20 protein-coding genes and 1 tRNA gene are annotated in these 24,764 nt (G+C 59.3%); 17 read left to right on the forward strand and 4 right to left on the reverse strand.

What is annotated here, in order from left to right:
- Nucleotides 1–35 precede the first annotated feature (35 nt).
- From NY78_RS08540 to NY78_RS08550, 3 genes are all read right to left on the reverse strand, one after another.
- Nucleotides 36–665, reverse strand: a complete 630-nt coding sequence (locus tag NY78_RS08540) for a class I SAM-dependent methyltransferase (protein ID WP_043634374.1) — start codon at nt 663–665, stop codon at nt 36–38.
- Complete coding sequence (locus NY78_RS08545) at nt 665–1,834, reverse strand: DUF3419 family protein (RefSeq protein ID WP_043634377.1); 1,170 nt, start codon at nt 1,832–1,834, stop codon at nt 665–667. Before NY78_RS08545 ends, NY78_RS08540 begins: the two co-directional genes overlap by 1 nt.
- Nucleotides 1,835–2,070: 236 nt before the next feature.
- Complete coding sequence (locus NY78_RS08550; protein WP_043634378.1) at nt 2,071–3,525, reverse strand: NAD-dependent succinate-semialdehyde dehydrogenase; 1,455 nt, start codon at nt 3,523–3,525, stop codon at nt 2,071–2,073.
- Between the two features lie 381 nt (nt 3,526–3,906).
- Here NY78_RS08550 and nifE point away from each other — a divergent pair, with 381 nt between their 5' ends.
- The 9 genes from nifE to NY78_RS08595 all read left to right on the forward strand — a co-directional run bounded on the left by nifE (nt 3,907) and on the right by NY78_RS08595 (nt 13,610).
- Complete coding sequence (nifE, locus tag NY78_RS08555; RefSeq protein ID WP_043634381.1) at nt 3,907–5,286, forward strand: nitrogenase iron-molybdenum cofactor biosynthesis protein NifE; 1,380 nt, start codon at nt 3,907–3,909, stop codon at nt 5,284–5,286.
- On the forward strand, nt 5,283–6,638 hold the full coding sequence (locus tag NY78_RS08560; protein WP_043634383.1) for a nitrogenase component 1: 1,356 nt from the start codon (nt 5,283–5,285) through the stop codon (nt 6,636–6,638). Before nifE ends, NY78_RS08560 begins: the two co-directional genes overlap by 4 nt.
- A gap of 11 nt (nt 6,639–6,649) precedes the next feature.
- Nucleotides 6,650–7,918, forward strand: coding sequence for a radical SAM protein (locus NY78_RS08565; protein WP_043634386.1), 1,269 nt, complete (start codon nt 6,650–6,652; stop codon nt 7,916–7,918).
- A 244-nt stretch (nt 7,919–8,162) separates the two neighbouring features.
- On the forward strand, nt 8,163–8,987 hold the full coding sequence (locus tag NY78_RS08570; protein ID WP_231583859.1) for a tetratricopeptide repeat protein: 825 nt from the start codon (nt 8,163–8,165) through the stop codon (nt 8,985–8,987).
- Nucleotides 8,984–9,637, forward strand: coding sequence for a PilZ domain-containing protein (locus NY78_RS08575; RefSeq protein ID WP_043634391.1), 654 nt, complete (start codon nt 8,984–8,986; stop codon nt 9,635–9,637). Before NY78_RS08570 ends, NY78_RS08575 begins: the two co-directional genes overlap by 4 nt.
- A gap of 780 nt (nt 9,638–10,417) precedes the next feature.
- A complete protein-coding gene (gene modB, locus NY78_RS08580) occupies nt 10,418–11,086 on the forward strand; it encodes a molybdate ABC transporter permease subunit (RefSeq protein WP_043634394.1) in 669 nt (222 codons plus the stop codon).
- Between the two features lie 17 nt (nt 11,087–11,103).
- A complete protein-coding gene (gene modA, locus NY78_RS08585) occupies nt 11,104–11,850 on the forward strand; it encodes a molybdate ABC transporter substrate-binding protein (RefSeq protein WP_043634396.1) in 747 nt (248 codons plus the stop codon).
- Between the two features lie 70 nt (nt 11,851–11,920).
- Nucleotides 11,921–12,628: an ABC transporter ATP-binding protein gene (locus NY78_RS08590; RefSeq protein ID WP_043634399.1), complete on the forward strand. Its 708-nt coding sequence runs from the start codon at nt 11,921–11,923 to the stop codon at nt 12,626–12,628.
- A 133-nt stretch (nt 12,629–12,761) separates the two neighbouring features.
- Nucleotides 12,762–13,610, forward strand: a complete 849-nt coding sequence (locus tag NY78_RS08595) for a hydrolase or acyltransferase of alpha/beta superfamily (RefSeq protein WP_043634400.1) — start codon at nt 12,762–12,764, stop codon at nt 13,608–13,610.
- 424 nt (nt 13,611–14,034) lie between these two features.
- On the opposite strand, the gene NY78_RS08600 is transcribed toward NY78_RS08595, so the two are convergent.
- A tRNA-Arg gene (locus NY78_RS08600) sits at nt 14,035–14,115 on the reverse strand.
- A 135-nt stretch (nt 14,116–14,250) separates the two neighbouring features.
- Here NY78_RS08600 and NY78_RS08605 point away from each other — a divergent pair.
- The 8 genes from NY78_RS08605 to NY78_RS08640 all read left to right on the forward strand — a co-directional run bounded on the left by NY78_RS08605 (nt 14,251) and on the right by NY78_RS08640 (nt 24,533).
- A complete protein-coding gene (locus tag NY78_RS08605) occupies nt 14,251–15,474 on the forward strand; it encodes a tyrosine-type recombinase/integrase (RefSeq protein WP_043634403.1) in 1,224 nt (407 codons plus the stop codon).
- 79 nt (nt 15,475–15,553) lie between these two features.
- Entirely contained in the window at nt 15,554–15,751 is a 198-nt protein-coding gene (locus NY78_RS08610; protein ID WP_043634405.1) for a type II toxin-antitoxin system HicA family toxin, read from the forward strand.
- A gap of 1 nt (nt 15,752) precedes the next feature.
- On the forward strand, nt 15,753–16,229 hold the full coding sequence (locus tag NY78_RS08615; RefSeq protein WP_047960092.1) for a type II toxin-antitoxin system HicB family antitoxin: 477 nt from the start codon (nt 15,753–15,755) through the stop codon (nt 16,227–16,229).
- Between the two features lie 855 nt (nt 16,230–17,084).
- Nucleotides 17,085–17,801, forward strand: a complete 717-nt coding sequence (locus NY78_RS24605) for a hypothetical protein (RefSeq protein WP_156180892.1) — start codon at nt 17,085–17,087, stop codon at nt 17,799–17,801.
- A 94-nt stretch (nt 17,802–17,895) separates the two neighbouring features.
- The gene (locus NY78_RS08625; RefSeq protein WP_043634409.1) at nt 17,896–18,165 is read left to right on the forward strand and encodes a hypothetical protein; all 270 of its coding nucleotides are present in this window, start codon (nt 17,896–17,898) and stop codon (nt 18,163–18,165) included.
- On the forward strand, nt 18,155–20,761 hold the full coding sequence (locus NY78_RS08630; RefSeq protein ID WP_156180893.1) for a hypothetical protein: 2,607 nt from the start codon (nt 18,155–18,157) through the stop codon (nt 20,759–20,761). Before NY78_RS08625 ends, NY78_RS08630 begins: the two co-directional genes overlap by 11 nt.
- A 687-nt stretch (nt 20,762–21,448) precedes the next feature.
- Nucleotides 21,449–21,790: an IS66 family transposase gene (locus tag NY78_RS25865; RefSeq protein ID WP_053062166.1), complete on the forward strand. Its 342-nt coding sequence runs from the start codon at nt 21,449–21,451 to the stop codon at nt 21,788–21,790.
- 217 nt (nt 21,791–22,007) lie between these two features.
- The gene (locus tag NY78_RS08640; RefSeq protein ID WP_156180894.1) at nt 22,008–24,533 is read left to right on the forward strand and encodes a hypothetical protein; all 2,526 of its coding nucleotides are present in this window, start codon (nt 22,008–22,010) and stop codon (nt 24,531–24,533) included.
- Nucleotides 24,534–24,764: the final 231 nt, after the last annotated feature.

Here is a 24,764-nt window from a genome sequence, read left to right on the forward strand (position 1 = left end):
GCGGCAGCCCGGAGATTCCGGCCTGCCGCGCCTTGCTATTTATGGCCAAGAAAGCTGAACCGTCGCCACAGGCCGCCGTAAGCCGGCGTAATCTTCTGGCGCGCCGGGACAAAGCGATCGGCCAGCTGCGGCAGCAGATGGCCGTCCATGCGCACATGGTTGACCCCCATCCAGGACCGGAACCACGGGACCGACGTGTCGCAGAAGTCGACCACGGCCACCAGCCCCCCAGGGCGCAACTGGAGCCGGGCGGCGTCAAGGGCCGCCTCAAAGCCGGGATTGAACATGGACAGGGCGTAGGAAAAAACGATGAGATCCATGGAACCCCGGGCCAGGCTGTCCGGACCATAGGCGCAGCAGGCCAGTTCCACCCGGTCCGCTGTGCGGCCCACGGCCTTGGCCGCCCGCCGAAGCATCGGCGGACACAGATCGATGCCGGTTAGCCGGGCTGTCGGCAGTTCGCGGGCCAGCAAACGGAGATTGTGTCCGGTGCCGCAGCCCACCTCGGCCACTCGCGCCCCGGTTGCCTTGCCCATCTCGGCCAACGCCTGGGCGCACTGGGCGACAAGCTGGCTGCGCCCGAAAAGGAAACTCCAGCGCGTGGCGTCGTACACCCGGGCGTGAAGACGGTAATACCCGGCGAGCGGCTCGTGGCGGCTTTCCATCAGCCCACCACCGCCAGATGCTGGCTGCCGTAGGTGCCGACCCGGTCGTTGCCGTGCATGGGTTCGGTCAGCTCCGGAAAAAACCGCAGCCGCTGTTTCGCCGCCCCAGGCACAAAGGACACGTCGAGTCCGGCCGAGCGCATGAGGATTTTGGCCCCAGGCGCGGCCGCGGCGAAAATCCGGTCCCACTCCTCGGCCAAGGCCGCCGGGGCATGGTGGGCCAGCCAGTCCTGGTGGTCGAGCAGCACGAAATGGCTGTAGGGACCGGGATTGTCCTGCAAAAAGGCGCTCAGGGACGCGGTATGGCTGGTCAGCCTGGGCAGCCGCTCCCGAATCGTCGCGAAATTGGCTGGTTTCAAATATTCGGGACAGCACTCCCGGGTGTAGCGGCCGGTCATGTAGACGCGCCAGAAATAATTCTCGGCCATGGGCGACTCGGTAAACACCCGCCGCATCTTCTCCCGCACAAACCCCTCAAGCCCGCCCGGATGGCTGTCCTGGATCAGGCGGATCTGGGGACGCGGCACGCCAAGCAGGGCCATAAGCGCCGGCCGCCCCACCAGCCAGCGGCTGACGCGATCCCAGAACACCGGTTCGATAGCGGCATAGATGCGGCGCTGCTCGTCTGTGCTGCTTGCAGCCAGGAGCCGTGGGATGTCCCGACGCAGCCGGGGTTTGGCGAGGTTTAAAAGACGCGAGAAGGCAAAGGCCACCGCCCCGGACGCGCCGTGGTAGTAAAACGAACGCGACAGGCGGCCGGCCTTGAAATAGCTGCTGTTGGCGTCCCAAAATGCGGCGGCATAGGGCGGCAGATGACGACGCACCCGGGCATAGATCCCGGCGCACTCCGGCCCGCCGCCGTCGCCGAAAAAGCTGAAAAGCTCCTCGTGGCTGGCCTGGAGAAAAAGCGCCCGCTTGAGTTCCAGAAGCGCGTTTTGCCGGAAATTGAGATCCACGCAGGCCACGCCGGCCGGATCGTCCAGCAAATAATCCAGGGCGTTGTCGCCGGCCGAGGTGATGACCGCCACCCGGGACTGTGGCGACAGCCCAAGCAGCTGCCGATCCAGACGGGGATCTTCCCAGCAGGTGTTGTAGATAAGGCGGTTGCCGTGGACGAGACCGAAAAAGGCGTCCTGGAGACGCCGGGAGAGCGGATGTGCCTGCTTCATGGGGGCTGAATATAGTCATTCCGGGCGGGCGGACAAAGCGACGTTTCCGTGTCGCTTCGCCGCCCGTCCGTAACGACACGGGGGAAAGGGGAGGAAGGCAGGCCTCCGGCGGCCGGGGGCCTGAGGCCCCCGGACCCCCCAAATGGGTTAAGGGGAGTGGCGTTGCCAGCGACGGTGGGCGGGGAAAACGTGCTGGACGTGAACCACCGCTGCTCCGGCCTGAGGCAGGCGGGCCGCTAGCCGGCCAGTCCGCCCAGGCAGGTATATTTCATGACCGCGTATTCATCGAGGCCGTAGCGCGAACCCTCCCGGCCGACGCCGCTTTCCTTGACCCCGCCAAAGGGCGCTTCGGTGCAGGAAATAAGGCTCTCGTTGACGCCGACCATGCCGTATTCCAGCGCCCCGGACACCCGGAAGGCCCGGCCGATGTCGCGGGTGTAGAGGTAGGCGGCCAGGCCGTATTCGGTGTCGTTGGCCGCAGCAATGGCCTCGGCCTCGGTTTCGAAACGAAAGACCGGAGCCAGGGGGCCGAATATTTCCTCCCGGGCAAAGGCCATGTCCCGGGTGGCCTCGGCAATGACCGTCGGCTCGAAAAAGTTCCCGCCCAGGGCATGGGGCTTGCCGCCGCAAACGATGCGCCCGCCCTTGGCCGTGGCGTCGGCTACTTGCGCCACCATGCGGGCGGTGGCCTTGCCGTCGATCAGCGGTCCCTGGTTGACCCCGGGCGTCAGTCCCTCGCCAACCGACAGTTCGCCGACCGCCTGGGCCAGCCGGGCCACGAAGGCGTCGTAGATGCCGGCCTGGACGTGGAAACGGTTGGCGCAGATGCAGGTCTGGCCGGAGTTTCGGTACTTGCTGGCCATGGCTCCGGCAATGGCGGCGTCGAGATCGGCGTCGTCAAAGACCACAAACGGGGCATTGCCGCCCAGTTCCATGGAGACCTTTTTCACGGTGGCGGCGCACTGGGCCATGAGCGTCTTGCCCACTTCGGTCGAGCCGGTAAAGCTCACCTTGCGCACGATCGGGTTCTCGGTCAGCTCCGCGCCAATGGCCCGGGCGTTGCCGGTGACGATGTTGACCACGCCGGCCGGGATGCCGGCCCGAATGGCCAGTTCGCCCAGAGCCAGGGCGGAAAACGGAGTCTGGGAGGCCGGCTTGACCACTACCGGGCAGCCCATGGCCAGGGCCGGCCCCACCTTGCGCCCGATCATGGCCATGGGGAAATTCCAAGGGGTGACAATGCCGCAGACCCCGACCGGCTCGCGGGTGACCATGATGACGCGGCCCGAGGCATTGGCCGGCACCACGTCGCCGTAAGCCCGGCGGGCCTCCTCGGCAAACCAGCGGATGAAACTGGCCCCGTAGATGATCTCCCCGGCGGATTCGGCCAAGGGTTTGCCCTGTTCAAGCGTCATCAGCCGGGCCAGATCGTCCTTGGCGGCCAAAATCAGATCGTGCCAGCGCAGCAGCATGTCGGCTCGCTGCAAAGCGGTCATGGCCCGAAGGGCCGGCCAGGCTTCCCGGGCCGCCTCGATGGCCCGGCGCGTCTCTTCCCGGCCGCAACGCGGCACCTGGCCAAGAATTGCTCCAGTGGCCGGATTGTCCACCGCAATCGTCTCGCCGCTGTCAGCCCCAACCCATTGTCCGTCAATCAGACACGCCTGTCGAAACAGCGCCATATTGCTCAACATGATGTTCCTCCTCCAGGCCGCAGACCCTTGATCGGCGGCACTTTCCGGCCCTGTAGTCGGCCTGCGAAGCTATGTCAAAACGGGCAGAAGTAGATTTTTTCGGTTTTTGAGACCAGCCCAAGCCCAAAACAACCACTCCCCGGACAGCGAGGCGCAAAAAGGCTCTCCAGAACGAGGCAATCCGTTTTTTTACCCCAAGCCGCGACATTTCCCACCCGGTCCGGGGTCTACTCTACAATTCTGTCGCTGGTCGCCGTACAAATTTGTTGCTGTCCAGAGCACGAAACTATTAATACTAATAAATTCAATATGTTTTATTCTGGCACGCTCCTTGTAGAGTCACGATTGCCCTGACGTTTGGCGACAGGGAAAGGAGCGTTCATGGAACAGGCGATTTTCGAAGAACGGCGGGATCAGATCCACCGTACCGGCGAGGGGCCTTTCGAGCTGGCCTGCAACCGCGACAGCCTGGCTGGAGCCGTGTCCCAGCGGGCCTGCGTGTTCTGCGGCTCGCGCGTGGTGCTCTACCCCATTGCCGACGCCCTGCATCTGGTCCACGGTCCCATCGGCTGCGCCGTCTACACCTGGGACATCCGGGGCGCGTTGTCCTCGGGACCGGAACTGCACCGCCTGAGTTTTTCCACCGACCTCCAGGAAAAAGACGTTATTTTCGGCGGCGAAAAAAAGCTCAAGGCCGCCCTGCTTGAACTGATCGAACGCCACCAGCCCAAGGCCGCCTTTGTCTACGCCACCTGCATCGTCGGCATCATCGGCGACGACGTGGCTGCGGTGTGCCGCGACGTGGCCGCCAAGACCGGCATCCCGGTCATCCCGGTCCAGTCCGAAGGGTTTAAGGGCAACAAGCGTGAAGGCTACGCCGCCGCCTGCAAGGCCATGTTCACCCTGACCGGCACCGGCGACATAAGCGACATCAGCCCCATTTCCATCAATATCCTGGGCGACTTCAACCTGGCCGGGGAGATCTGGATCATCCGGGACTATTTCAAGCGCATGGGCGTCGAGACCGTGGCCAACATCACCGGCGACGGCCGGGTGGACGACATCCGCCGGGCCCACGGCGCAGCCCTCAACGTGGTGCAGTGTTCCGGGGCCACCATGGAACTGGCCAAGATGCTGCAGGAAAAATACGGTACCCCATTTATCCGCGCCTCCTACCTGGGCATCGAGGATATGGCCGATTCCCTCTACGCCGTGGCTGAACATTTCAAGGACCGCGACCCGGGCATTGTCGAGCGCACCCAGCAGGTGGTGCGTGAAGAGTTGGCGGTGCTCCTGCCCCAGCTCAAGCAGTACCGCAAGGACCTCGAAGGCAAGCGGGTGGCCATCTATGTCGGCGGCGCGTTCAAGGCCTTTTCGCTGATTAAGGCCTTCCGCCACCTGGGCATGAAGGTGGTCCTGGTCGGGTCCCAGACCGGCACCTCGGAAGATTACGAGGAGCTGGCCGCCATCTGCGATCCGGGAACGGTGGTCGTTGACGACTCCAATCCGCTGGAACTGTCCAAGTACGTCCGGGAACTCGATGTTGATCTGTTCGTCGGGGGCGTCAAGGAACGTCCCATCGCCCACAAGCTCGGGGTCGGCTTTTGCGACCACAACCATGAGCGCAAGGAAGCCCTGGAAGGCTTTGTCGGCATGCTCAACTTCGCGCGCGAAGTCCACGCCTCGGCCACAAGCCCCATCTGGCAGTTCGTCCCCCGCCGGGAAGCCATGGCCAAGGCTTCAAAGGGAGAAGGGATATGAGCGATTCACCCTACGTTTCCACCACCAACGCCTGCAAGCTGTGCACGCCGCTGGGCGCGGCCCTGGCCTTCCGGGGCGTCGAAGGCGCGATTCCGTTTCTGCACGGCTCCCAGGGCTGCGCCACCTACATGCGCCGCTACATCATAAGCCATTTCCGCGAGCCCATGGACATCGCCTCTTCGGCCCTGGGCGAAAAGCAGGCCGTCTTCGGCGGCGGCCCGAATCTGAAAAAGGGCATCTTAAACGTCATGTCCAAGTACGGTGCCTCGGTGGTCGGCGTGGCCACCACCTGCCTAACCGAGACCATCGGCGACGACGTACCGCGTCTATTGGCTGAATTTCGCAAGGAATTTGCCGACCTGCCCCTGCCCGAAATCGTCCACGTGTCAACACCCAGCTATTCCGGCACCCATATGGAAGGCTGGCACGCCGCCGTGGCCGCCCTGGCTTCCCAGCTCGTTACGGAAAAGGCCCCGGACCACCGGCGCGTGAACCTCATGCCCGGCCTGGTGTCGCCGTCCGATCTGCGCCATTTCAAAGAGATCCTGGCCGACTTCGGCGTGGCCGCCACGGTCCTGCCCGACATCTCCGATTCCATGGATCGTCCGGCTCTGCTCGACTACGAAAAGCTGCCGGCCGGCGGCACCACCCTGGCCGACATCCGGGCCATGTCCGGGGCGCTTGGCTCCATTGAGTGCGGCCGTGCCGTGCATGTGGTGGAAAGCGCCGGGGCCAATCTGGAAAACCGCTTCGGCGTGCCCAATGTGAGCCTTGGCATCCCCATCGGCATCCGCGAGACCGACGCCTTCTTCGCCGCCCTGGAAAAGCTGACCGGCGTGACCACGCCGGCCAAATACATAAACGAGCGCGGCCGGCTGGTGGACGCCTATGTGGACGGCCACAAGTACGTGGCCGGGAAAAGGGCCATTGTCTACGGCGAGGAAGACATGGTCATCGCCATGGTGGCCTTTTTGGCCGAGATCGGGGTCAAACCCATCCTGGCCGCCACCGGCTCGACCTGCAAGAATTTCAAGGCCGCCCTGGCCGAGGTGACGGCCGGGCTGTTGCCCGAACCGCCCGAAGCGCGCCTGGGCGTGGATTTCCACGACATCGCCGAGCAGGCCGCCGATCTGGCCCCGGATCTGCTCGTCGGGCACAGCAAGGGCTACACCTACGCCAAGGCCTGGGACGTGCCGCTTCTGCGGGTGGGCTTCCCCATCCATGACCGCTTCGGCGGCCAGCGCATGCGCCATGTGGCCTACGGCGGTGCCCAGGAACTTTTCGATCGTCTGGTCAACACCATCCTCGAACGCAAGCAGGAAGCCAGCGCCGTCGGCTACGGCTATCTCTAAAGGAGCACGACATGACCACCACCAAGGACCTCTCCAAGCACCCCTGCTTCAATAGGGAATCCGCCGGTTCCTGCGGCCGGGTGCACCTGCCCGTGGCCCCCAAGTGCAATATCATGTGCAACTTCTGCAATCGCAAATACGATTGCGTCAGCGAATCGCGTCCGGGCGTGACCAGCGCTATCCTGACCCCCGAACAGGCCCTGGTCTACATGGACAAGGTGCTGGAAAAAGAACCCCGCATTACGGTCTGCGGCATCGCCGGACCGGGCGACCCCCTGGCCAACCCGGAAACCCTGGAAGCCATCCGCCTGCTGCACGCCAAATATCCCCAGCTTCTTTTTTGTCTGTCCACCAATGGTCTGGCCCTGCCGACCTACGCCGCCGCCCTGGCCGAACTGGGGGTCACCCACGTGACCGTCACGGTCAATGCCGTGGACCCGAAAATCGGGGCGCGCATCTATTCCTGGGCCCGCGACGGCAAGGTCATCCACCGGGGCGAGGCCGCTGCCTCCCTGCTTTTGTCCCGGCAGATCGAAGGCATCAAGATCCTTAAGGAACACGATTTGATCGTCAAATCGAACACCATTGTCATCCCCGGCGTCAACGACCAGCACGTGGTGGAAGTCTCCAAGATGCTCTCGGGGCTTGGCGTGGACATCCAAAACATCATGCCCGTCTTCCCGGTGGCCGACACCCCCTTTGCCGACGTTCCCGCCCCCACCCACGAGTTGATTCACGGACTGCGCGAACAGGCCAAGGACCTTGTCCCCCAGATGACCCATTGCAAGCGTTGCCGGGCTGACGCAGTGGGCCTGCTTGGCAAGGACCTCTCCGGCGAAATGGCCGGCATTCTCGGCGATTGCTCCCGCAGCATTCCCGGCGTCGATCTGTCCAAGCGGCCGTACGTGGCCGTGGCCACCCGGGAAGGGATGCTCGTCAACATGCACCTGGGCGAGGCCCACAAGTTCCAAATCTGGAAGCAGGACGGCGATGCGTTTGCCCTGGTCGAGGAACGCTACGCCCCGGAACCCGGCAACGGCACCAAGCGGTGGATCGATCTGGCCAAGCTGCTCATCGATTGCCGGGCCGTGCTCGTTGCCGCCTGCGGCGAGACGCCGCGCAAGATCCTGGCCGATACCGGCGTCATGCCCTACGAGTGCTCGGGGCTGGTGGAAACGGTCCTGGCCGAAGTCTACGGCACCGGGGATCTCACCCTGCTCAAGAGCCGGCGCAAGGGCCTGGGCAAGGCCTGCTGCGGCGGCGGCGGCGAAGGCTGCTAGGCGACACTGTACGCCAGGGAACACGTTCTTAGGCGACCATCGGTGCACAACGGATGGTCGCCTTTATTTTTGACAAGACACCGGCGGAGGTGTATCAGGTTGATTGTTGAAGTGGGGCCTTGCGGCCCGACCAGGCTGTGGTGCGGCGACATCTCACCTGCACAGGCCTGGACATCACTGACATCGTTTCGAGTGACGCCCGTTTTCGTCAGTTGAAATCGATCTGAACCACTTGGATACCATCGTGGCCAGCATAAGCGCGGCGCAACAGGAAGAAAAAACGGAAGTCGAAGGGCATTCTCTGGGTCAATGCCGCATTCTCGGCGTCTATTCACTGGTCAAAGCAGCAGCCACAGGCCATGGGGCAACAGCCCGGACCTATGAGCAGAAAACCATGTGGTTTGTGCGGCGAAGCGATGACGACGAATATATGGTCCAGGCCCTCAACGCCAATTCCATCCCATCCGGTCCCCTGACCACCATCAGCAAGGGTGACTTCATCCGCAGCTACCAGCCGGAGCCGGGTTATTACGAGAAACGCTGCCTGCCCTTTATTGAATCCCTGAAAAAGAAACTCACCCAGGCCGACAAGCTTTTAGCCGACGAAGACCTGGACGGTGCGGAAAAAGAATTTTGCAAGGCCTTGCTTCTGGACGAAAAAAATCCCAAGGCCAATATTGAGCTGGGTAAAATTCACCTGCAAAAGGGCGACGGCAAAAAACTGGCTGCGGCCATGCGCCGCATATTAAGCACTGACGCCCTGTTCCAGGAACATGAGCGCCACCTGTTTAATGAATTCGGTATCAGCCTGCGCAAGGAAAAACACTTTGCCGAAGCTGTCAGCTTTTACGGCAAGGCCCTTGAGCACAACAATACCGACGAACATCTCCATTTCAACATTGCCCGGGCTCTGGCCGAATCCGGACACATTGACACGGCCCGCAGCCACCTTGAAACCGCCCTGGCCCTGCGCCCCGATTTTGAAACGGCCCGGCGTTTCCTCGACTATCTCGGGAAAAACGGGGGTGCTCCAGCCGATGCAGGCGACAGTGAGGGCCAGGCCCAATGAGCGCCCCGGATCTGGCCCATTTCCATTGCCCCCCCGGCACCCGGCTCATCCTGGAAGTCACGGGATTGGCGGACAAAGTCACGTCGGTCTGCGTGGGTCATGCCCGCAGCCGATTCGTTGTCGCCCAGATGCCGGTGTTGCCCGAGACCAGCCGGGAGTCGTTTTATCAACTCCTCTATCCCGACAATACCGTCATCGTGCGCTATCTGCACGAAGGTACCGTGGTCGGGTTCACAGCTCGGCTCATCAAAAGCATCCAGATTCCTTTTCCCCTTATTTTCCTCACTTTTCCGAAGAGGCTTGAATCCCACGATCTCCGTCGGCATCAACGGGTGTCCTGTTGTCTGCCCGGCCAAGCCGTCATCGGCGGGACGGGCGTCGCCGGCATGGTCCTTGACCTCAGCCATTCGGGCTGCCTCTTTTCCGCCTCTGTCCCGAAGACCCCGCCACCCGTGGCCATTGACGACGCAGTGCTGCTTCGCTGCGACATCTTCGGCCAGACTGAGCCGGCAGGACTGGCCGGGGTGGTCAAGCGCGTGGCCATATCCGGCCGCCGCCTCGAACTTGGCCTCAAGTTTAGCCAGATGCCGCCGCCCACCCAGGAGGCCATCAAGACCTACCTCGATCAGGCTCTGTCCATTCTCGGCTAGAGGGGCTCACTCAGGGGACGCCTTGCGGCTTCCTGATTTGCCCGGCGCCATCCCGCCCGTCTGCTGCGCACCGGACGTCTGGTCATGCCGGGCGGTTACGGCCAGCCGCCAACCGACGGAGCATCCGTCTGAAGCACCCGGCCGGCAGGCCGGTCCGGCCAGCCGGCCGACACCCCCTTCGAGTCGTCCGCGTCCCGGCCCGGTTGCGGCCAGCCGGCCCTGGCCGGTTGCGCCCGGCCGCCGCAGCGGCCGCCCCGCTCCCCTGGTTTCCGGCCGGTTGGACTCCCCGCCTGTCCGACAAATTTGTTCCTCCTCCCGCCATTTTTGGCATTGGTCCTTCACTTTGTCACAATCAATCTTAATTATTCTGTCATTGCAATCCGTTGCAATTGGCATCAGACTTGCTGTGTTCGCTGCGACCAAGGAGGCTGCCATGCTCGTCCCGCTTATTGAAGCCCTGCTGTCTCTGCTCACCCGCCCCCGTGCCGTCCCGGTGCCCTGCCCCGTGGCCACGGACGAGGAGAATAAAGGCCGCCGTCAATCACGGCGCCAAGACTGACACGGTCATTATTATAATCGTGTCAGTTCTGTAGTGCCCCACTCTGAAGCGGACTGGCTCCAGTAACGGAACAGAAGTGACACTCCTTCTCTATTTATCGTGACGCTCTATACAAAACGCGCACCTTTCATTTATGAAGCATTCCTTGTGGCCTGTCGCCAATGGACTTCCTTCATTTCGGTGGCGACACTTCGGCCCGTTGACACGAGAGACGCACCCCCATGTTTGATGCCAGCTCCCTGCCTCCCTTGCTCCTGACCTTCCGGGTCGCCACCCTGGCCACGGCCCTGGCTGCCGTGCCGGCGGTGTTTCTGGCCCGGCTGGCCCAGGTCCGCAGCTTTCCCGGCCGGGATCTGGCCGATGCCGTGCTGACGCTGCCCATGGTGCTGCCGCCGACCGTCTTAGGCTATTATATCATCGTGGTGCTGGGCCGGCGCGGGATCATCGGCAGCTACCTCTGGGACAACTTCGGCATCTCCATCATGTTCACTTGGCAGGGCGCGGTGGTGGCTGCCTCGGTGGTAGCCTTTCCCCTGGTCTACCGCTCGGCGCGGGCCGCCTTCGAGGGCGTGGACGAAAATCTGGAAAATGCGGCCAGGACACTTGGAGCCTCCGAGCTGGCCATCTTTTTCCGGGTGTCTTTCCCGCTGGCCCTTCGCGGCATCGTGGCCGGCGTCATGCTGGCCCTGGCCCGGGCCATGGGGGAATTCGGAGCCACGCTCATGGTCGCCGGCAACCTGCCCGGCAAGACCCAGACCTTGTCGCTGGCCGTGTACAGCGCCACTCAGGCCGGCAACGACACCCTGGCCAACGAACTGGTGCTGCTCATTTCCCTGGCGTGCGTGGTGCTTCTCGTGGTCGTGGCCAAGATCGTCAAACCCAAAGCCTGACGAAAAGGATGGTGCGCATGAAAAAGCTCCTGTTGACCCTTGCCCTGATAATTTCACTGGCCGCCCCGGCCATGGCCGGCGACATCACCATTTCCGCCGCCGCCAGCCTGACCGACGCCTTTGGCGCGATCAAAACCGCTTTTGCCAAGGACCACCCCGGCGTCAATCTGGTGTTTAATTTCGCCGCCTCGGGAGCCCTGCTCTCCCAGATGGCCCAGGGCGCGCCCGTGGACGTGTTCGCCTCGGCCGATCAGAAAACCATGGATCAGGCGGTGGAAAAACAACTCATCGACACCGCTACCCGGGTCAATTTCGTCCAGAACGCCCTGGTGCTGGCCACTCCAGCCGACAATCCGGCCAAAATCAAGGACTTGACCACGCTGACCACTCCGGCCGTCAAGCGCATTGCCATCGGCAACCCCGACTCCGTGCCGGTCGGCCGCTACACCAAGGCTGCCCTGACCAAGGCCGGCCTGTGGGATGCCCTGTCCCCCAAGTGCATCCTGGCTGAATCCGTGCGCCAAGTCCTCGACTACCTGAGTCGCGGCGAAGTGGATGCCGGCTTCGTGTACGGCACCGACGCCAAGCAGGGCGGGGACAAGGTCAAGATCATCGCCGAAGTGCCGGTGGAAACCCCGGTCTCCTACCCCATTGCCGTGTTGTCCGGGTCCAAGGAGAAAAAGGACGCCGCCGCCTTCGTGGCCTTCGTGACCGGTCCCAAGGGCCAGGAAATCCTGGCCAAGTTTGGTTTCAAAAAGCCCTAGGGCCTTGCCTGGGCCGTCCCCGGAGGCACAGCCCCGGGGACGGCCCAAAGACGCCATGCCGGAGTCAACCATGCGCATCTCCGTGGACATCAAAAAAAGCTACTGCTGCGGCGGCCGGGAATTCCATCTTGATGCCGCCTTTGCCGTGTCCGGCAACCGGGTGGTGCTGTTTGGTCCGTCCGGCTCGGGCAAAACACTCACCCTTCGCGCCCTGGCCGGCCTGCTGCGACCCGAGGCCGGCTCCATTGCCGTGGACGGCCGGGAATTTTTCAATGCGGCGACCGGTGTTTTCATACCGCCCAGGGAGCGGCACATCGGTTACGTGTTCCAAGATTACGCCCTGTTTCCCCATCTCACCGTGCGCCAGAACGTCGCCTTTGGCCTGTCCCCGCTGTGGGGCCGGCTTTCCAAGGAAGCGGCCGCCCGCGTCCAGGACATGCTGGTGCTTTTCGGCATCGAAACCCTGGCTGACCAGCGACCGGCCCGCATTTCCGGCGGCCAGCGCCAGCGCGTGGCCCTGGCCCGGGCTTTGGCCGGCGAACCGGCTGCCCTGCTCCTGGATGAACCGTTTTCCGCCCTGGACATTCCGCTTCGACAGAAGGTACGGGCCGAGCTGGCCGGCATCCTGTCGCGTCTGGACATCCCGCTTGTCATGGTCACCCATGACCCGGCCGACGTGGCCTTTTTCGGCGGCGAGGTGGTGCGTTACGGCGACGGTCGCGTCCTGGACATGCACTCGGCCGAGGTTATGCGCCGCTCCATGGTCAAGGTGGCCTGACGGTCCTGCGCTGCGGCGCAAGCGGACTGGGATGCCGACCTGCTCCCCGGCCTTTGCCACTCCCTTTTCCAGCGGCATTGACGCTCCACCCTGGCTGGCGTAGCATTTGGACACGTTTCCAAGTGAGTTGCCAATGTCCCTTGCCGCCGCTTCCGACTGGACCAGCCTGCCGCTGACGTCTGCCAACCTCGACACCACGCTGGCGGTGGTGGCCGAGGCCAGCTATCGCGACAACACCGCACTCATTTCGGGCCTGGAATCAGCCGGATTTGTCCAGCTCGATCTCGAAGGAGACGGCAACGGCACCTTTGTCGCCCAAAATGCCGCCTTCGACGCCTGGATCACCGTGGCCAACGGCGCCCCGGCAGCCATCATCGCCTTTCGCGGCACCGACGACATCAACTACGCCACCGATGGACTCTCCGCTTACCAGGGCAGCGCCGATGCCGCCTTCTGGCTCGACACCACTGGCTATTACAATCTCCTGGATGCCGGCGTCTCCGCCTTCGACGCTGCGGTCAACGCGCTGGGCATCACCCAGGTCTACGTCACCGGCCACAGCCTTGGCGGCGCAGCGGCCCAGGCCTACATGACCGAGCACGCCGACGACGCCGACTCCCGCTATGCCGCGGTGGTCTTCGGGTCCCTTGGCCTTTCCGGCCAGAGCACGGCCATCGCCACTGACGCGCGCGTCACGGCCTTTACCGACCCCTCGGATTTTTCCAACCAACTCGGCGTTCAGACCGCCGGTCTGACCATCAGCTTCAGCCAGGGCGAGACCAGCCTTGACACCGGCCTCGACCTGTCGGCGCTTATCAGCGACCCGGCTTCTTTTCTGACCAGCCATTCCATCAGCCTGTTTGCCGATGCGGCCAACCGCTACGATGCGGCCAAGGCCGGCATCCCGGCCACCGACGTGACGACGTTTTTCACGTCCACGCTGTCTGTCGGCGGCCTGACCCTGACCGTTTCCCCGGTTTGATCCGCTCCCTGCCCCTTCTTCCGACCAACACGTCAACGGCCATTCCAGCCGCAACAGCCCAAGGTACACAGTAGCGAGTGCGCGATCGGAGGGCAGAGGAAGCGGCGCATCCCCCTCCCTCCGTCGCGCAGCCGGACGACCCTCGCGCAGCGTCCCGCAGGGGTAGCGACGCCAGGGCCCGGGTTGTTTCCATGCTTCCTGCCATGCCCGTTGGGGCCAACCCTAAGCGACAACAATCACGAAAACGACGCTCATGCGCTTCGATGTCTCAAATTGCCTGAAACGATTTCTCATTTTGGTTGAGCGCTTAAAGCGAGGCCGCGTGACCAAGTGCCAATGCCGCTGCTAATCAGTGCCAAATCGCGCCCCGCCTTGCCAAACCGCAAAAGGGGCTGAACCTCATCAGTCCAACCCCTTGAAATTATGGTGCTCCCGGCGCGATTCGAACGCACGGCCTATCGCTTAGGAGGCGATTAACAGGGCCCTCACCAGACTTCACAGGAACACACAAAAGCGTTTACTATTCAGTATGTAAGCCCTATTTATCACTCATTGGCTCTCACTCAGATTCACCACGCTTCCTCGTTTTTTGGGGGACAGGTGGGGGACAAAAATTTGGGTCACAAGCCGGGGGACAACGATGGGCTACACCTGGAAGCAGACCAAGCACGAAGGCGTCCGGTATCGTGAACACCCTACCCGCAAGCATGGTGTGAAACCTGACCAGTATTTCGCCATCCGCTACCGCGTAAACGGCCAGCGCAAGGAAGAGGCGTTGGGATGGGCAAGCCAGGGCTGGACCGCCGCCAAGGCAGCACAGACCCTTGCCAAGCTGCAAGAAGCCGCCCGGACGGGCGAGGGGGCCACCAGCCTCGCCGAGAAGCGCAAGCAAGCCGAGGCCAAGCGCCAAGCCGAAGCCGAGGCCCGGGCCATCGAAGAACGCGAGAACATCACCCTCGCCCAAGCCTGGGAAAAGTATCTGCCCGTGGCCCAGGCCAACAAAGCCGCCCATACCGCCTATGCCGAGGAAGCCGCCTATCGTCTCTGGCTCTCTCCTACCCTGGCCGGCAAGCCCTTGCGCGACATCAAGCCGATCCATTTGGAGCGCATCAAGAAGACCATGGCCGAGGCCGGCCGATCCGCCCAAACGATTCGGCACGTCCTGGCCGCCCTGCGACAAGTCTTCAACTTCGCCAAGCGCCATGCCCTCTATGCCGGCGACAACCCGGTTTCCCTGGTCAAGAAACCCTCTGCCGATGCTCGCCGATTGCGCTTCCTGACCCATGACGAAGCCAACCGGCTGCTTGCCTCTCTGGCCGAACGGGAGTCCAACGTCCATGACATGGCCTTGCTCGCCCTGCATTGTGGCCTGCGCGCCGGCGAAATCTTTTCTTTGACCTGGGGCGACGTGGATATGGAGCGCGGCGTCCTCATCCTGCGGGACACCAAAAGCGGCAAGACCCGGGCGGCCTACATGACCGAGGCCGTGGCGGCGATGCTCGGGGCCATGGAACGCCGAGGGCACAACGATCTGGTCTTCCTGTCTGCCAATGGCGGGCGCATCGTCCAGATTACCGAGACGTTCAACCGCGTGGTCGCCGCTCTTGGCTTCAACAACGGCGTCACCGATCCGCGCCAGAAAGTCGTTTTCCACACCTTGAGGCACACCTTCGCATCCTGGTTGGTCGAGCAAAGCGTGGACTTGTATTCGGTCAAGGAACTCATGGGCCATGGCACGCTTGCGATGACCGAAAGATATTCGCACTTGTCCCCGGATAAGCTGCGCCGGGCGGTCAAGACCCTCGAAGCCGGCATGGACGCAGCCAAGGCTCGGGGCAAGGTCGTTAAGATCGGTGAGAAATAGGCAACATGATCCTGCCGGAACGGCGAAAGGAATAGCTCATGCCATTGACCATCGGGCATTTCTGCCCTACCTGTTTGCCATGAAGGGGCGCGAACTGTTGCGGCGGCTGGTCGCCCTCGGCGTGGTGGTCGAACCGGCCAGAGGTAAGGGCGGCCATTGCCTGCTTCGCCATGGCGGCAACAAGGCCCCGCTGCCTGTCCACGGTGACGCGGACATTAGCCCCGTCTTCATCAAGATGCTGTGCAAGCAGTTGGGCATTGACCCCAAGGAGCTTTAATATGCTGCGCTTCCCCGTGGTGCTGACCCCGGATGAGAACGGAACCATCATTGCCGAAGTGCCCGACATCCCCGGGACCATCACTTTCGGGCAGGACGAAGCCGAGGCCCTGGACATGGCGCTTGACGCAGCCCTGACCATGCTTTCCGCCATGATGGACGACGGCGAGGACATCCCCAGCCCGAGCGAACCCACGGCAGGACAAAGCTGGATCGAACTACCGCCCATGGCCGTGGTCAAGCTGGCCGTCTACCAGGGCATGAAAGATCAAGGCGTCTCACAACTCAAGATGGCCGCCCGGCTACACACCGACGCCAAGTCCGTGCGCCGTTTGCTGGACCTCTACCACCGCAGCAAGTGGGACCATCTGGAAATGGCGCTTGAAGCCCTCGGCTACCGCGTCCAGGTGCGCGTCGAGCCATCCCCGACCTACCCCGGCTTCTTTGGCGGCAGGGGCAAGGAACGTGTTTGGGGATGAATGTGGCCCCAAAGCCTTCAACGAGGGCCTTATGGACTCCAAGCTAAAACACGACCTCATGCGGGAAGCCTGTGAAACAGATAGCCCCGACACCCGCAAGGTTCGCCGTGATCGTCATGAAACGGCTTGCAAGGACAAACGGCGAGACAAGGGCTGCTGTGGCATCTGCGGCTCGGAGAATGTCATCCGCCAGAGCGTGGCCGTCTGCCACCAATGCGGCGCGGAAGAGCCGTACCTGATGCTCGAAGCTGAATGGTTCCAAGTTTGGCTTGATGCGGCACAACACAAAGAAAGCTGGCCTCATCCCCCCTGCGGACATGAACCGGATAAGCGACAACGGTTGACCATACCGCAAGATGCCTACGTCCTGAAGTGCCCGGACTGCGGGGCCGTGCATGGACCGCGCTGTCCAGCCTGCGGGAAACCTTCCTGGAAAGCTGGGGACAAGGCGTTTTGCACCCAGTGCGGGTTTCGACGAGAAGGACGATAACGACATTTCCCCGGCCTAGGCCGTGAGTGACCATCGTGCCGCCGGCTCTCAGGAAGACGGTATGCCCGCGTCACCTGCCCAGGGTCTTCAAGGTCGACCCCCAAACGGTTATTGGGAGTGTAGCCTCGCTGGATCAACATGGACCAATCCGACCTTCTGCGCGTCGTCTATGCCCATATCACCAGATGCAAAAACAACGTTAAATTCATTCAGGCGTAGCCGCATGGCCTGCTGCCGAGGCGAAATTATTGCGCAATGCGCTAGCCCCCAATTCAAGGCAGAACATTAATGTCATGCTACCCCTTTGCCACACCCCCCTTCGAACAGAACTTACAAACCAACAACACCATAGAAAGAGTTCATTCATGAATAATATATGGTGGGATGGATATGACTCTCGCACCAGAGCCTATTTTTTCTGGAAATGGGAGTATGATCGCAGAAATCAAAATTATTGCTGTGACTATTACAAGGCAATATTCACAGGCAAACCATCCCCTGAGTACTTTCATAAAACATATAAGCATGGACATCTTGACCCAGAAAAAGGACCAGACATATCGGATATATTAGAGTCAACACTCAAATCGAGCACACAGTTTCCGTTTAAGCCCTACCCCCCAGACAGTCTTTACCTAGACGAAACAGGAGGAGACGGACACCACGACGAGCAAGAGTGCATACACTTTATTACTTCAAGCGATACAATATTGTTTAATATAAACCCAAACATTGACCTAGCAACTCATATTAATATCCTCAAAAACAACTTTGAAGATGTTACAAAAGAATGGAGAGAGCACCCTCCAACAACGACACTACGCACATTCCCATTTGCTGGACTACGAGGACTCTACATACCCAAAGGCTACCGACAGCGAGACAATCACACGGGACGCGCCATTGGACTTGCACTGTATGACCTTGAAGTCAAAGGGATAAACTTACAAGAATCATTAAAACACCTTACAACCAGACATGCATCTTTTGCTATAACAGATAGAGATGAAAACACACTCCGTCGATACCTCCGGGCAACCCGTGACTGCGTAAACCGCCACGAGGTATTACCTTTAACCTAATTTTTGTCTGGTACAGTTTAGGATCATTCTTAACTGTCAAGCCTTTTTTGCTTGCTTGTGCTCCAGTGAGGCCAACACCCCACCGGAGGTCACCATGCAAGTCTCCATCGACTCTGTGGTCGCCGAAATGCAGGCGGCCCTCCCACCAATCTTCGCCGGCAAATCCCTCGACGTCCTAACAGGCGATGCTATCGTTTGGGCCTCGGTACAAAATGCCCGCAGTCGGCGCGAAATACCCTCTGATTGCTTCATCTACTCAGGGCGCAAGGTACTGATTCGACGTGATCCGTTCCTCACTTGGTGGCGAACCACCCTGCGTGAGCGCCCTGGCTACGACAAGCAACGGGCTGACCATGGAGCATAAGCAGATGTCTCCTGACTCCTTCATGCGCGTCAACGCCTCTGCCTTTGGACGGATAACTGAGCTACTCCCCATCTGGCTGCCTGGGGGACGCCAAGAAGGGCAAGAGTACGTCTGTGCCAGCCTTGACGGCGGACAAGGCCGATCATGCAAGGTCAACCTTGCCACCGGTAAGTGGGCCGATTTTGCCACCGACGAAAAGGGGGGCGATCTGGTATCCCTGTTCGCGGCCATCCACGGCCTGCGGCAAAGCGATGCGGCCCAACGAATCGCTGAAAACTTGGGAATCACCCCAAACCAGAGTCCCTACGCCCTTTCGGAGAAGGCGAGCGCGCGAAGGGGAACGTCTTCTAATTCTCCAGGGCAAATCATCATGCCTGTGCCATCGCATGCCCCTGCGCCGCCAGATATACTCAGACGCAAAGTTGCCGGCTCCTGGGTCAAAAGGATCGTCGCTGCTCGCTGGGCCTATCAAAATGAGCAAGGGCAGATATTGGGCTACGTCTGCCGTTTCAATCTACCCGACGGCGGCAAAGAAGTCGTCCCCCAGGTCTACGGCGAGGCAGACGGCAAAGCTTGCTGGCAGTGGAAAGGCTTTCCTGTCCCCCGCCCCCTATATGGCCTTGACCGCTTGGCCGCCTTGACCACGGATGACTTGGTTCTTGTCTGCGAAGGCGAGAAAACAGCGGACGCAGCCCGACGCCTTCTTAAAAATGCCGTAGCTGTCACTTGGCCAGGAGGCTCGAAAGCAGTGAACAAGGCCGACTTCGGGCCACTGGGGGGCAAGACCGTCATTATCTGGCCGGATGCAGACAGGTGCGGCTATGAGGCGGCGATAGACGCGGCAGAGGCCCTTGCATCAATGGGCACGCCCACCGATATTGTCTTGCCTCCAGCGAGTGTTAAATCCGGCTGGGATTTGGCTGATGCTGAGGCTGAGAGCTGGGACAGCACACAGGTCATGCAGCATATTAAACACAACGCCTTATCATTACCCGATTTTAAAGATGTTGTCAGAAATAAATACGGAATTATCAGCAACAATCTATACATAAATCCCACCAAGAAGCAAAATACATTGAACGTCATTCGAATTGAAAAAGGCGCATCCGGCGAGATTGTGGATGATTGTGAGGCAGTTCTAGCCAAACTGGATTTACCAAATGAGTTCAAAATATTTCAACGTGGCAGTCAACTGGTTCGCCTAGGAACGCTGCCGACATCTTCACAAAGTTGCGCTACTGATTGCCCTCAAGATAAAGTTGTTATTATGGAGGCCCAAAAGTCGTTCATTCTGGATGTGCTGGGGCGTTATGGCAGATTCGTAAAGTTGGATCACCGAAGTGGTGAGCTTCGTGCTGCCGATCCACCCAAAGATGTCGCCGAGACCATCACAGGGCGCGCTGGTCTGTGGCCCATGCCGCCTTTGCGAGGCATTTTGACCTGTCCAACTTTACGACCTGACGGCACCCTGCTGCTCACGCCTGGATATGACCCCAAAAGCCAATACTATTTCGCTCACCGCCTCAACGTCAAAATCTCTAGCCAGCCGACACACTCGGAAGCCACAAATAGAATTGAATTTGTCAAAGATTTACTTTCAGGATTCAGTTTTGTGGAACCCGTGGATCGCACTGTCGCCTTGGCTCTGATTCTCAGCACGATGGTACGACCTATCCTCGACCACATGCCTCTTTTCGCAATCACGGCCCCAGTGCGTGGCAGCGGGAAATCATATTTAATGGACATTGCAGCTATAATAGCAACAGGCAGAAGGACTGCAGTCCTTGCAGCGACTACCGACAGAGCAGAACTTGAAAAACGCTTAACAGGAAGCCTTCTGTCCGGAGATCCACTTGTAAGCCTGGACAACTGTAATGGCGCCTTACAATCTGACCTACTCTGTCAAGCCATCACTGCTAGCACAGTCAAAGTCCGCCCTCTTGGCGCGTCCGCCCAGGTTGAAATACCCAGCACGACCCTTTGGTCAGCCAATGGCAACAACCTGGTTCTGGCTGGCGACTTGCCGCGCCGTTCCTTGCTTTGCCGGCTGGACCCAGGTTGCGAACGGCCGGAAGAACGTAAATTCTCCTTTGATCCCCTTGAGCGTGTTCTCCACTGCCGCACCGAGTACGTCAGCGCCGTTTTGACCATCCTGCGCGCCTACATTGTCGCCGGCCGGCCGGATATGGGCGGCAAACCTTTCGGCGGCTTCGGCCAGTGGTCTGCTCTCGTGCGTGGCGCGCTTCGGTGGGTCGGCGAACCTGACCCCTGCGCCAGCCGCGACGCTATCATGGATGATGACCCGGAACTGGCGCAACTTCGCACGCTTCTTCCTCTTTGGTGGCAGGAGTTTGGGAAAAGCGCCATAAAGATCAAGCAGCTCATAGAACGCAGCCATTCAAATGATACTGGGCTTTATGAAGTCCTGGACGACATCGTCGGCGAGGGGAAAGGCCCTGGGATCAATGCTCGCAGCCTTGGCCACTGGCTCAAACTGAAAAAAGACAATGTTGTTTGCGGGTTAAAACTTCTCCAGGTCCCCGGCAAAAATATGGCCAGTTGGCAGGTCGTCCAAGTCAAAGCGGGCGAAGCATAGGTTTCTGAGGTTCTGAAGGTTCTTTTCTGGGGTACCGACAAAAAAATGAACAGGAAAGAAGAGGAGATAGTTTTGAGGGCTGGGACAAAACCTCAAGAACCTGTCAAACCTTCACCTCGGATTGACGGCGTCTCATGCTTAATCCCCGATTATTTACTCTACTGGCTCATATACTTCATTATTATCGGTAAATCTTAACTCATGCTTCACCATTAGATCATCTTATCGGGCAATTTCCATCTCAGTCCATCGGCCTGCGTCTTCGGCCGCAGGCGCTTTCCTGACTTTTCTTTCTGATATAAGCGTCATTTTGTTTTCATTGTTACAAGGACTATTTTCCGAATTTCGACAGAAATACACCAACATGAACTGCGAAGTACGGTCAAGTGGACACCAACTATGCCGCAACTTATACTCCATGACATTGTCAGACCGGGAATATCAGCCCACGTTGTGACCTCCAAGTGTACGGACGAATTGCCGCCACTTCGTCAGGATGAGTAGTTTCAACGCCTCAATTTAACATCTCGTAGCAGCACGTTGGCTGGCTGGATCCTCCGACTTGTAAGAGCCTACGAACCGCTTATCGGCCTGTTTGCCAAGAAACGCATCTCCGGCCCCGTAATAAATGACAAAACTACGGCCCAGGTGTTTGCCTAACCAGACCGGACTAACGCGAAATTCTTCATGTTGGTGGCTGGGGCAGTTCTACGCAGGTTCCGGCTGTGCTGTTTCGCTACCCTCCGGGCCGGCGACGTTGCCGAGGAAATCCTCGGGGACAACCAAGGCCATCTGCAAACCGACGGCTACCAGGGCTTCGAGGCTGTGGGCAAGCGCATGGGTCCCCGCCATCTTGGCTGCATGGCCTATGCCCGACGTAAATTCATGAAGGACGAAAAAGCCGGCGGGAACCAGGCCAAGGCGACGCGGGAGGACAACCAGAAATTGGAACCGAATAGGCTGGGCACTAATGGAGTGTTCATTTCTCTCTTGGCGGCAATCTACACATTTTGGAGTAGGACTGATTGACATGACGCTTATTTTTCGCGCTTCTTTGCCATTTCGTTGCCCGCGCAACACCCAATTCCTGACCGTCCTCGTGTGATAGCAACCAGCATATATCTGCTTTACTTTGAATACCCTTCTCGTTAGCAGTGTAATAAATATTGAACGATCCTGGGGATGCCTGAAAGCTTCTCCGCGGCCACGTCGCCCACTGGATACGCAACGACAAGGAAGGAATGGAATGCTGAAAAGACTGTGCTGCATACTGCTGACCGGGCTACTCATGGCCTGGAGCCACTCAGCCCTGGCTGGGATCGTTGGCGGAGAACTTTCAAAAACAGATGTTTTTCGTCAATACATAAGCACACAGACGAATCTCAACAAAGAGATATCTAGTCTTTATGCGGCTATTGAAGACAACAAATTGATATTATCAAAAAAAGAATCTGACGCATCTCTATACCTTGCTTCAATGTACATCAAGTTCAGTGGACTTTTTTATTTCATAGCTTTTTCCAGCACAATCACAATAGTTCTTTACATTATTTATCTGATAAAGTGGAATCCTCGAAAATGGAAACTTATGACCTCAGGCCGGACAATTCTCGTTTTGCGAGATAAGTTGCTACATCACAACGGGCTGTTAACGCTGTTAATTTTATTATCACTGTGTATTCCGTCTCCTGCAATGGCCAAGACCAATGTTTTGCAGGATCTCAAAATGTATTATACGGGCAATGATTTCGAAAAAGGCTACCTACTGTGCAAATATGCCAAAGGTCCAGTCGAACTGCGCTATGACGCCGTGGGCGGCGTTGCGGTGATCCAGCAACCCAAGCTTGGTTTTGAGCGGTCCTTTGATCTGGTGGCGCACCAGCAGGGCCTGGGTAAGCCTCTGGCTGCCGAAGAATTCGTTTCCCTGTATGAGGCTGCCGGAGACGAGCATCAGCGTCAGGCGGTCTTTGCCCTGCTGGCCCAGGTGGATAAGGATACGGCCCAATCCGCCGGCGAACAAATCCTGACCGCCATGGCCAGCCAGTCCGGTGTCAAACTGGATGCGGCTATCGGCCAAGCCAAGGCTCTGTTGACCTTTTTTGCCAGTAGCAACAACCGATTGTTAGTCGCTGCGCTGGTCAAGACGTTTCTTGAGAAAGCCGTGAGCCGGGTCAGGGATCTGGAAGGGCTTGATGCCCTGGTCGATCTGGCTGTGGCCAACGGGGCATTTGAAGTTATCCGGGAACCGACAACCAAGGCGCTCAAAAGTATTCCGAGCCGGCTTACGTTTTCCGACACGGTCTATGCCGCGCGCGTATATTTCAAAATCGACAAAGATGTTGCAAGAAACTACTTCAACGGTATTCGTTTTGATTTTCGAGAGTTCGTCAAATCGAAACTCCTGAAAGAAAAAATTGTCGGCCTGATGCGTGATCTATCCGGCGTTGCGGCTTTTCTTCCGTTGTACGAAAGCGATTCGCTGTACAAGTCGTTGCAACAGCAGCCAAATGAAATCCGTATTGCCGTGGCAAGCCTTTTTGACGAGATCGATCATGGCCTTGCAGCGGTAGCGTATAATAGCATAGGCACGGGTGACAGTGATCTCGTTTTCCAGAATCCTGAGACGATGGTGACATTTGCCGCCCTTACTGCCAAGTACAACAAAGAAAAAAGTGCTGAAATTCTCAACAGCATGACCAAAACCATTGTTGAGCGCCATGTGCCCTATTCAAAGAATCTGCTGTTTCAGGCCGTGGCGGCCATGGAACAGCAGCCTGCAACCCTTGTCGAGGGAGTCCTGACCCACGACATGAACACCAATTGCCGCTTTGGCCGCAATGCCCCCCTGCTTCTCACCCTCATTGATGAGCTCGCCCCAGGGCAGCTTCCGGCTTTTGAAGGGTATTTCGCCAAAAAAAATGATCTTGCCAAAGGGATTCTCGCCATCCTCTTTAGCAAGGATAAAACCGCATTCTACAAGCTTCTGGCGCATGTTTTTGCCGAAGCCCCCCAGAGCATCGCCGACCTGCGCCTGCCAAACGACATCTTTGACCTCACTGCTGTGGCCCCGGCTTTTTCACCCGACACACTAAAAAAATTCCAGACCGTACCTGCGCCCTTGGTTTTTGCCCAGCACGAACTAGCCAAGTCCAACCCCGACGTCAAACTGATTCGCCGGGCGCTTATCCCGGAACTCGACACCCTGTTCCGCACGTTTCTATCCCAGGACGCCAAGCACCTGTCCGAAGAGGAAGTCCTTGAGGCAATGATTCTGCTTTCCCTTGTGGAATCTCCGAATGCAACCGCTTTTGCGGACGAGGCTTTTGTCCTGAACAAGCTGGTATCGGACTACTTTGGCGCAGTGATCGGCAATGGGAACACTGTCCTTGCCGAGCAACTTGCCGCCCAAAAAAAGGCCCTCGCCGCTGTCGAGGCCGATATGGCCATCGTCAAAACAGCAGCTACTCTTTCCGGATTCCTCAAGGTCTATGCCTCTCTGATCACCCTCTATCTGGTCGGCACCGCCATTCTGTCTTTGATGTATGCGTGCAATATGATTTTGCCTGGAAAAAACTTCAGCTTGCTTAATGGGTTGCTACATTTCAGTGAAGCACAGGCAAAGTTTATTATGTCCACCTTCGTGCTGCTGCCTGTCGGAGTCTTACAGCTTGTGTCTGCCCAATTTTTGCGGGGATTGATTGCCCGGGAAACCGTTACTCCCGGCTTGCAGGAATGTGTCGCCGCACTGGATGCCGAGTACCGGAAGAAATGAGGAGGTATCCTGATGCCGCCGGTCGAACAGGAGCAAACGTCGCCACCGCTACCGGCCAAGGCTCCACTTGACGACTATTCCGAGAGTGCTCCCGGTCGACAGTTTGCATGACACGGAAATGTGCAGAATGTATTTTCGGCAGAGAGACCTTTTTCAATGCGCCATCGCGCTTGTGTGCATAGCGCAGTACACGCTTCGGACCGGGAGTCCGGCCAAGACCAGACTCCCGGT

The sequence above is a fragment of the Desulfovibrio sp. TomC genome, assembly GCF_000801335.2.
In the GTDB taxonomy this organism is placed as follows: Bacteria; Desulfobacterota; Desulfovibrionia; order Desulfovibrionales; family Desulfovibrionaceae; genus Solidesulfovibrio.

Bases quoted from the DNA above. Each gene is read 5' to 3' on its own strand.
- NY78_RS08540 (WP_043634374.1), bottom strand. From the start codon at position 665: ATGGAAAGCCGCCACGAGCCGCTCGCCGGGTATTACCGTCTTCACGCC.
- NY78_RS08545 (WP_043634377.1), bottom strand. From the start codon at position 1,834: ATGAAGCAGGCACATCCGCTCTCCCGGCGTCTCCAGGACGCCTTTTTC.
- NY78_RS08550 (WP_043634378.1), bottom strand. From the start codon at position 3,525: ATGTTGAGCAATATGGCGCTGTTTCGACAGGCGTGTCTGATTGACGGA.
- nifE (WP_043634381.1), top strand. From the start codon at position 3,907: ATGGAACAGGCGATTTTCGAAGAACGGCGGGATCAGATCCACCGTACC.
- NY78_RS08560 (WP_043634383.1), top strand. From the start codon at position 5,283: ATGAGCGATTCACCCTACGTTTCCACCACCAACGCCTGCAAGCTGTGC.
- NY78_RS08565 (WP_043634386.1), top strand. From the start codon at position 6,650: ATGACCACCACCAAGGACCTCTCCAAGCACCCCTGCTTCAATAGGGAA.
- NY78_RS08575 (WP_043634391.1), top strand. From the start codon at position 8,984: ATGAGCGCCCCGGATCTGGCCCATTTCCATTGCCCCCCCGGCACCCGG.
- modB (WP_043634394.1), top strand. From the start codon at position 10,418: ATGTTTGATGCCAGCTCCCTGCCTCCCTTGCTCCTGACCTTCCGGGTC.
- modA (WP_043634396.1), top strand. From the start codon at position 11,104: ATGAAAAAGCTCCTGTTGACCCTTGCCCTGATAATTTCACTGGCCGCC.
- NY78_RS08590 (WP_043634399.1), top strand. From the start codon at position 11,921: ATGCGCATCTCCGTGGACATCAAAAAAAGCTACTGCTGCGGCGGCCGG.
- NY78_RS08595 (WP_043634400.1), top strand. From the start codon at position 12,762: ATGTCCCTTGCCGCCGCTTCCGACTGGACCAGCCTGCCGCTGACGTCT.
- NY78_RS08605 (WP_043634403.1), top strand. From the start codon at position 14,251: ATGGGCTACACCTGGAAGCAGACCAAGCACGAAGGCGTCCGGTATCGT.
- NY78_RS08610 (WP_043634405.1), top strand. From the start codon at position 15,554: ATGAAGGGGCGCGAACTGTTGCGGCGGCTGGTCGCCCTCGGCGTGGTG.
- NY78_RS08615 (WP_047960092.1), top strand. From the start codon at position 15,753: ATGCTGCGCTTCCCCGTGGTGCTGACCCCGGATGAGAACGGAACCATC.
- NY78_RS24605 (WP_156180892.1), top strand. From the start codon at position 17,085: ATGAATAATATATGGTGGGATGGATATGACTCTCGCACCAGAGCCTAT.
- NY78_RS08625 (WP_043634409.1), top strand. From the start codon at position 17,896: ATGCAAGTCTCCATCGACTCTGTGGTCGCCGAAATGCAGGCGGCCCTC.
- NY78_RS08630 (WP_156180893.1), top strand. From the start codon at position 18,155: ATGGAGCATAAGCAGATGTCTCCTGACTCCTTCATGCGCGTCAACGCC.
- NY78_RS25865 (WP_053062166.1), top strand. From the start codon at position 21,449: ATGTTGGTGGCTGGGGCAGTTCTACGCAGGTTCCGGCTGTGCTGTTTC.
- NY78_RS08640 (WP_156180894.1), top strand. From the start codon at position 22,008: ATGCTGAAAAGACTGTGCTGCATACTGCTGACCGGGCTACTCATGGCC.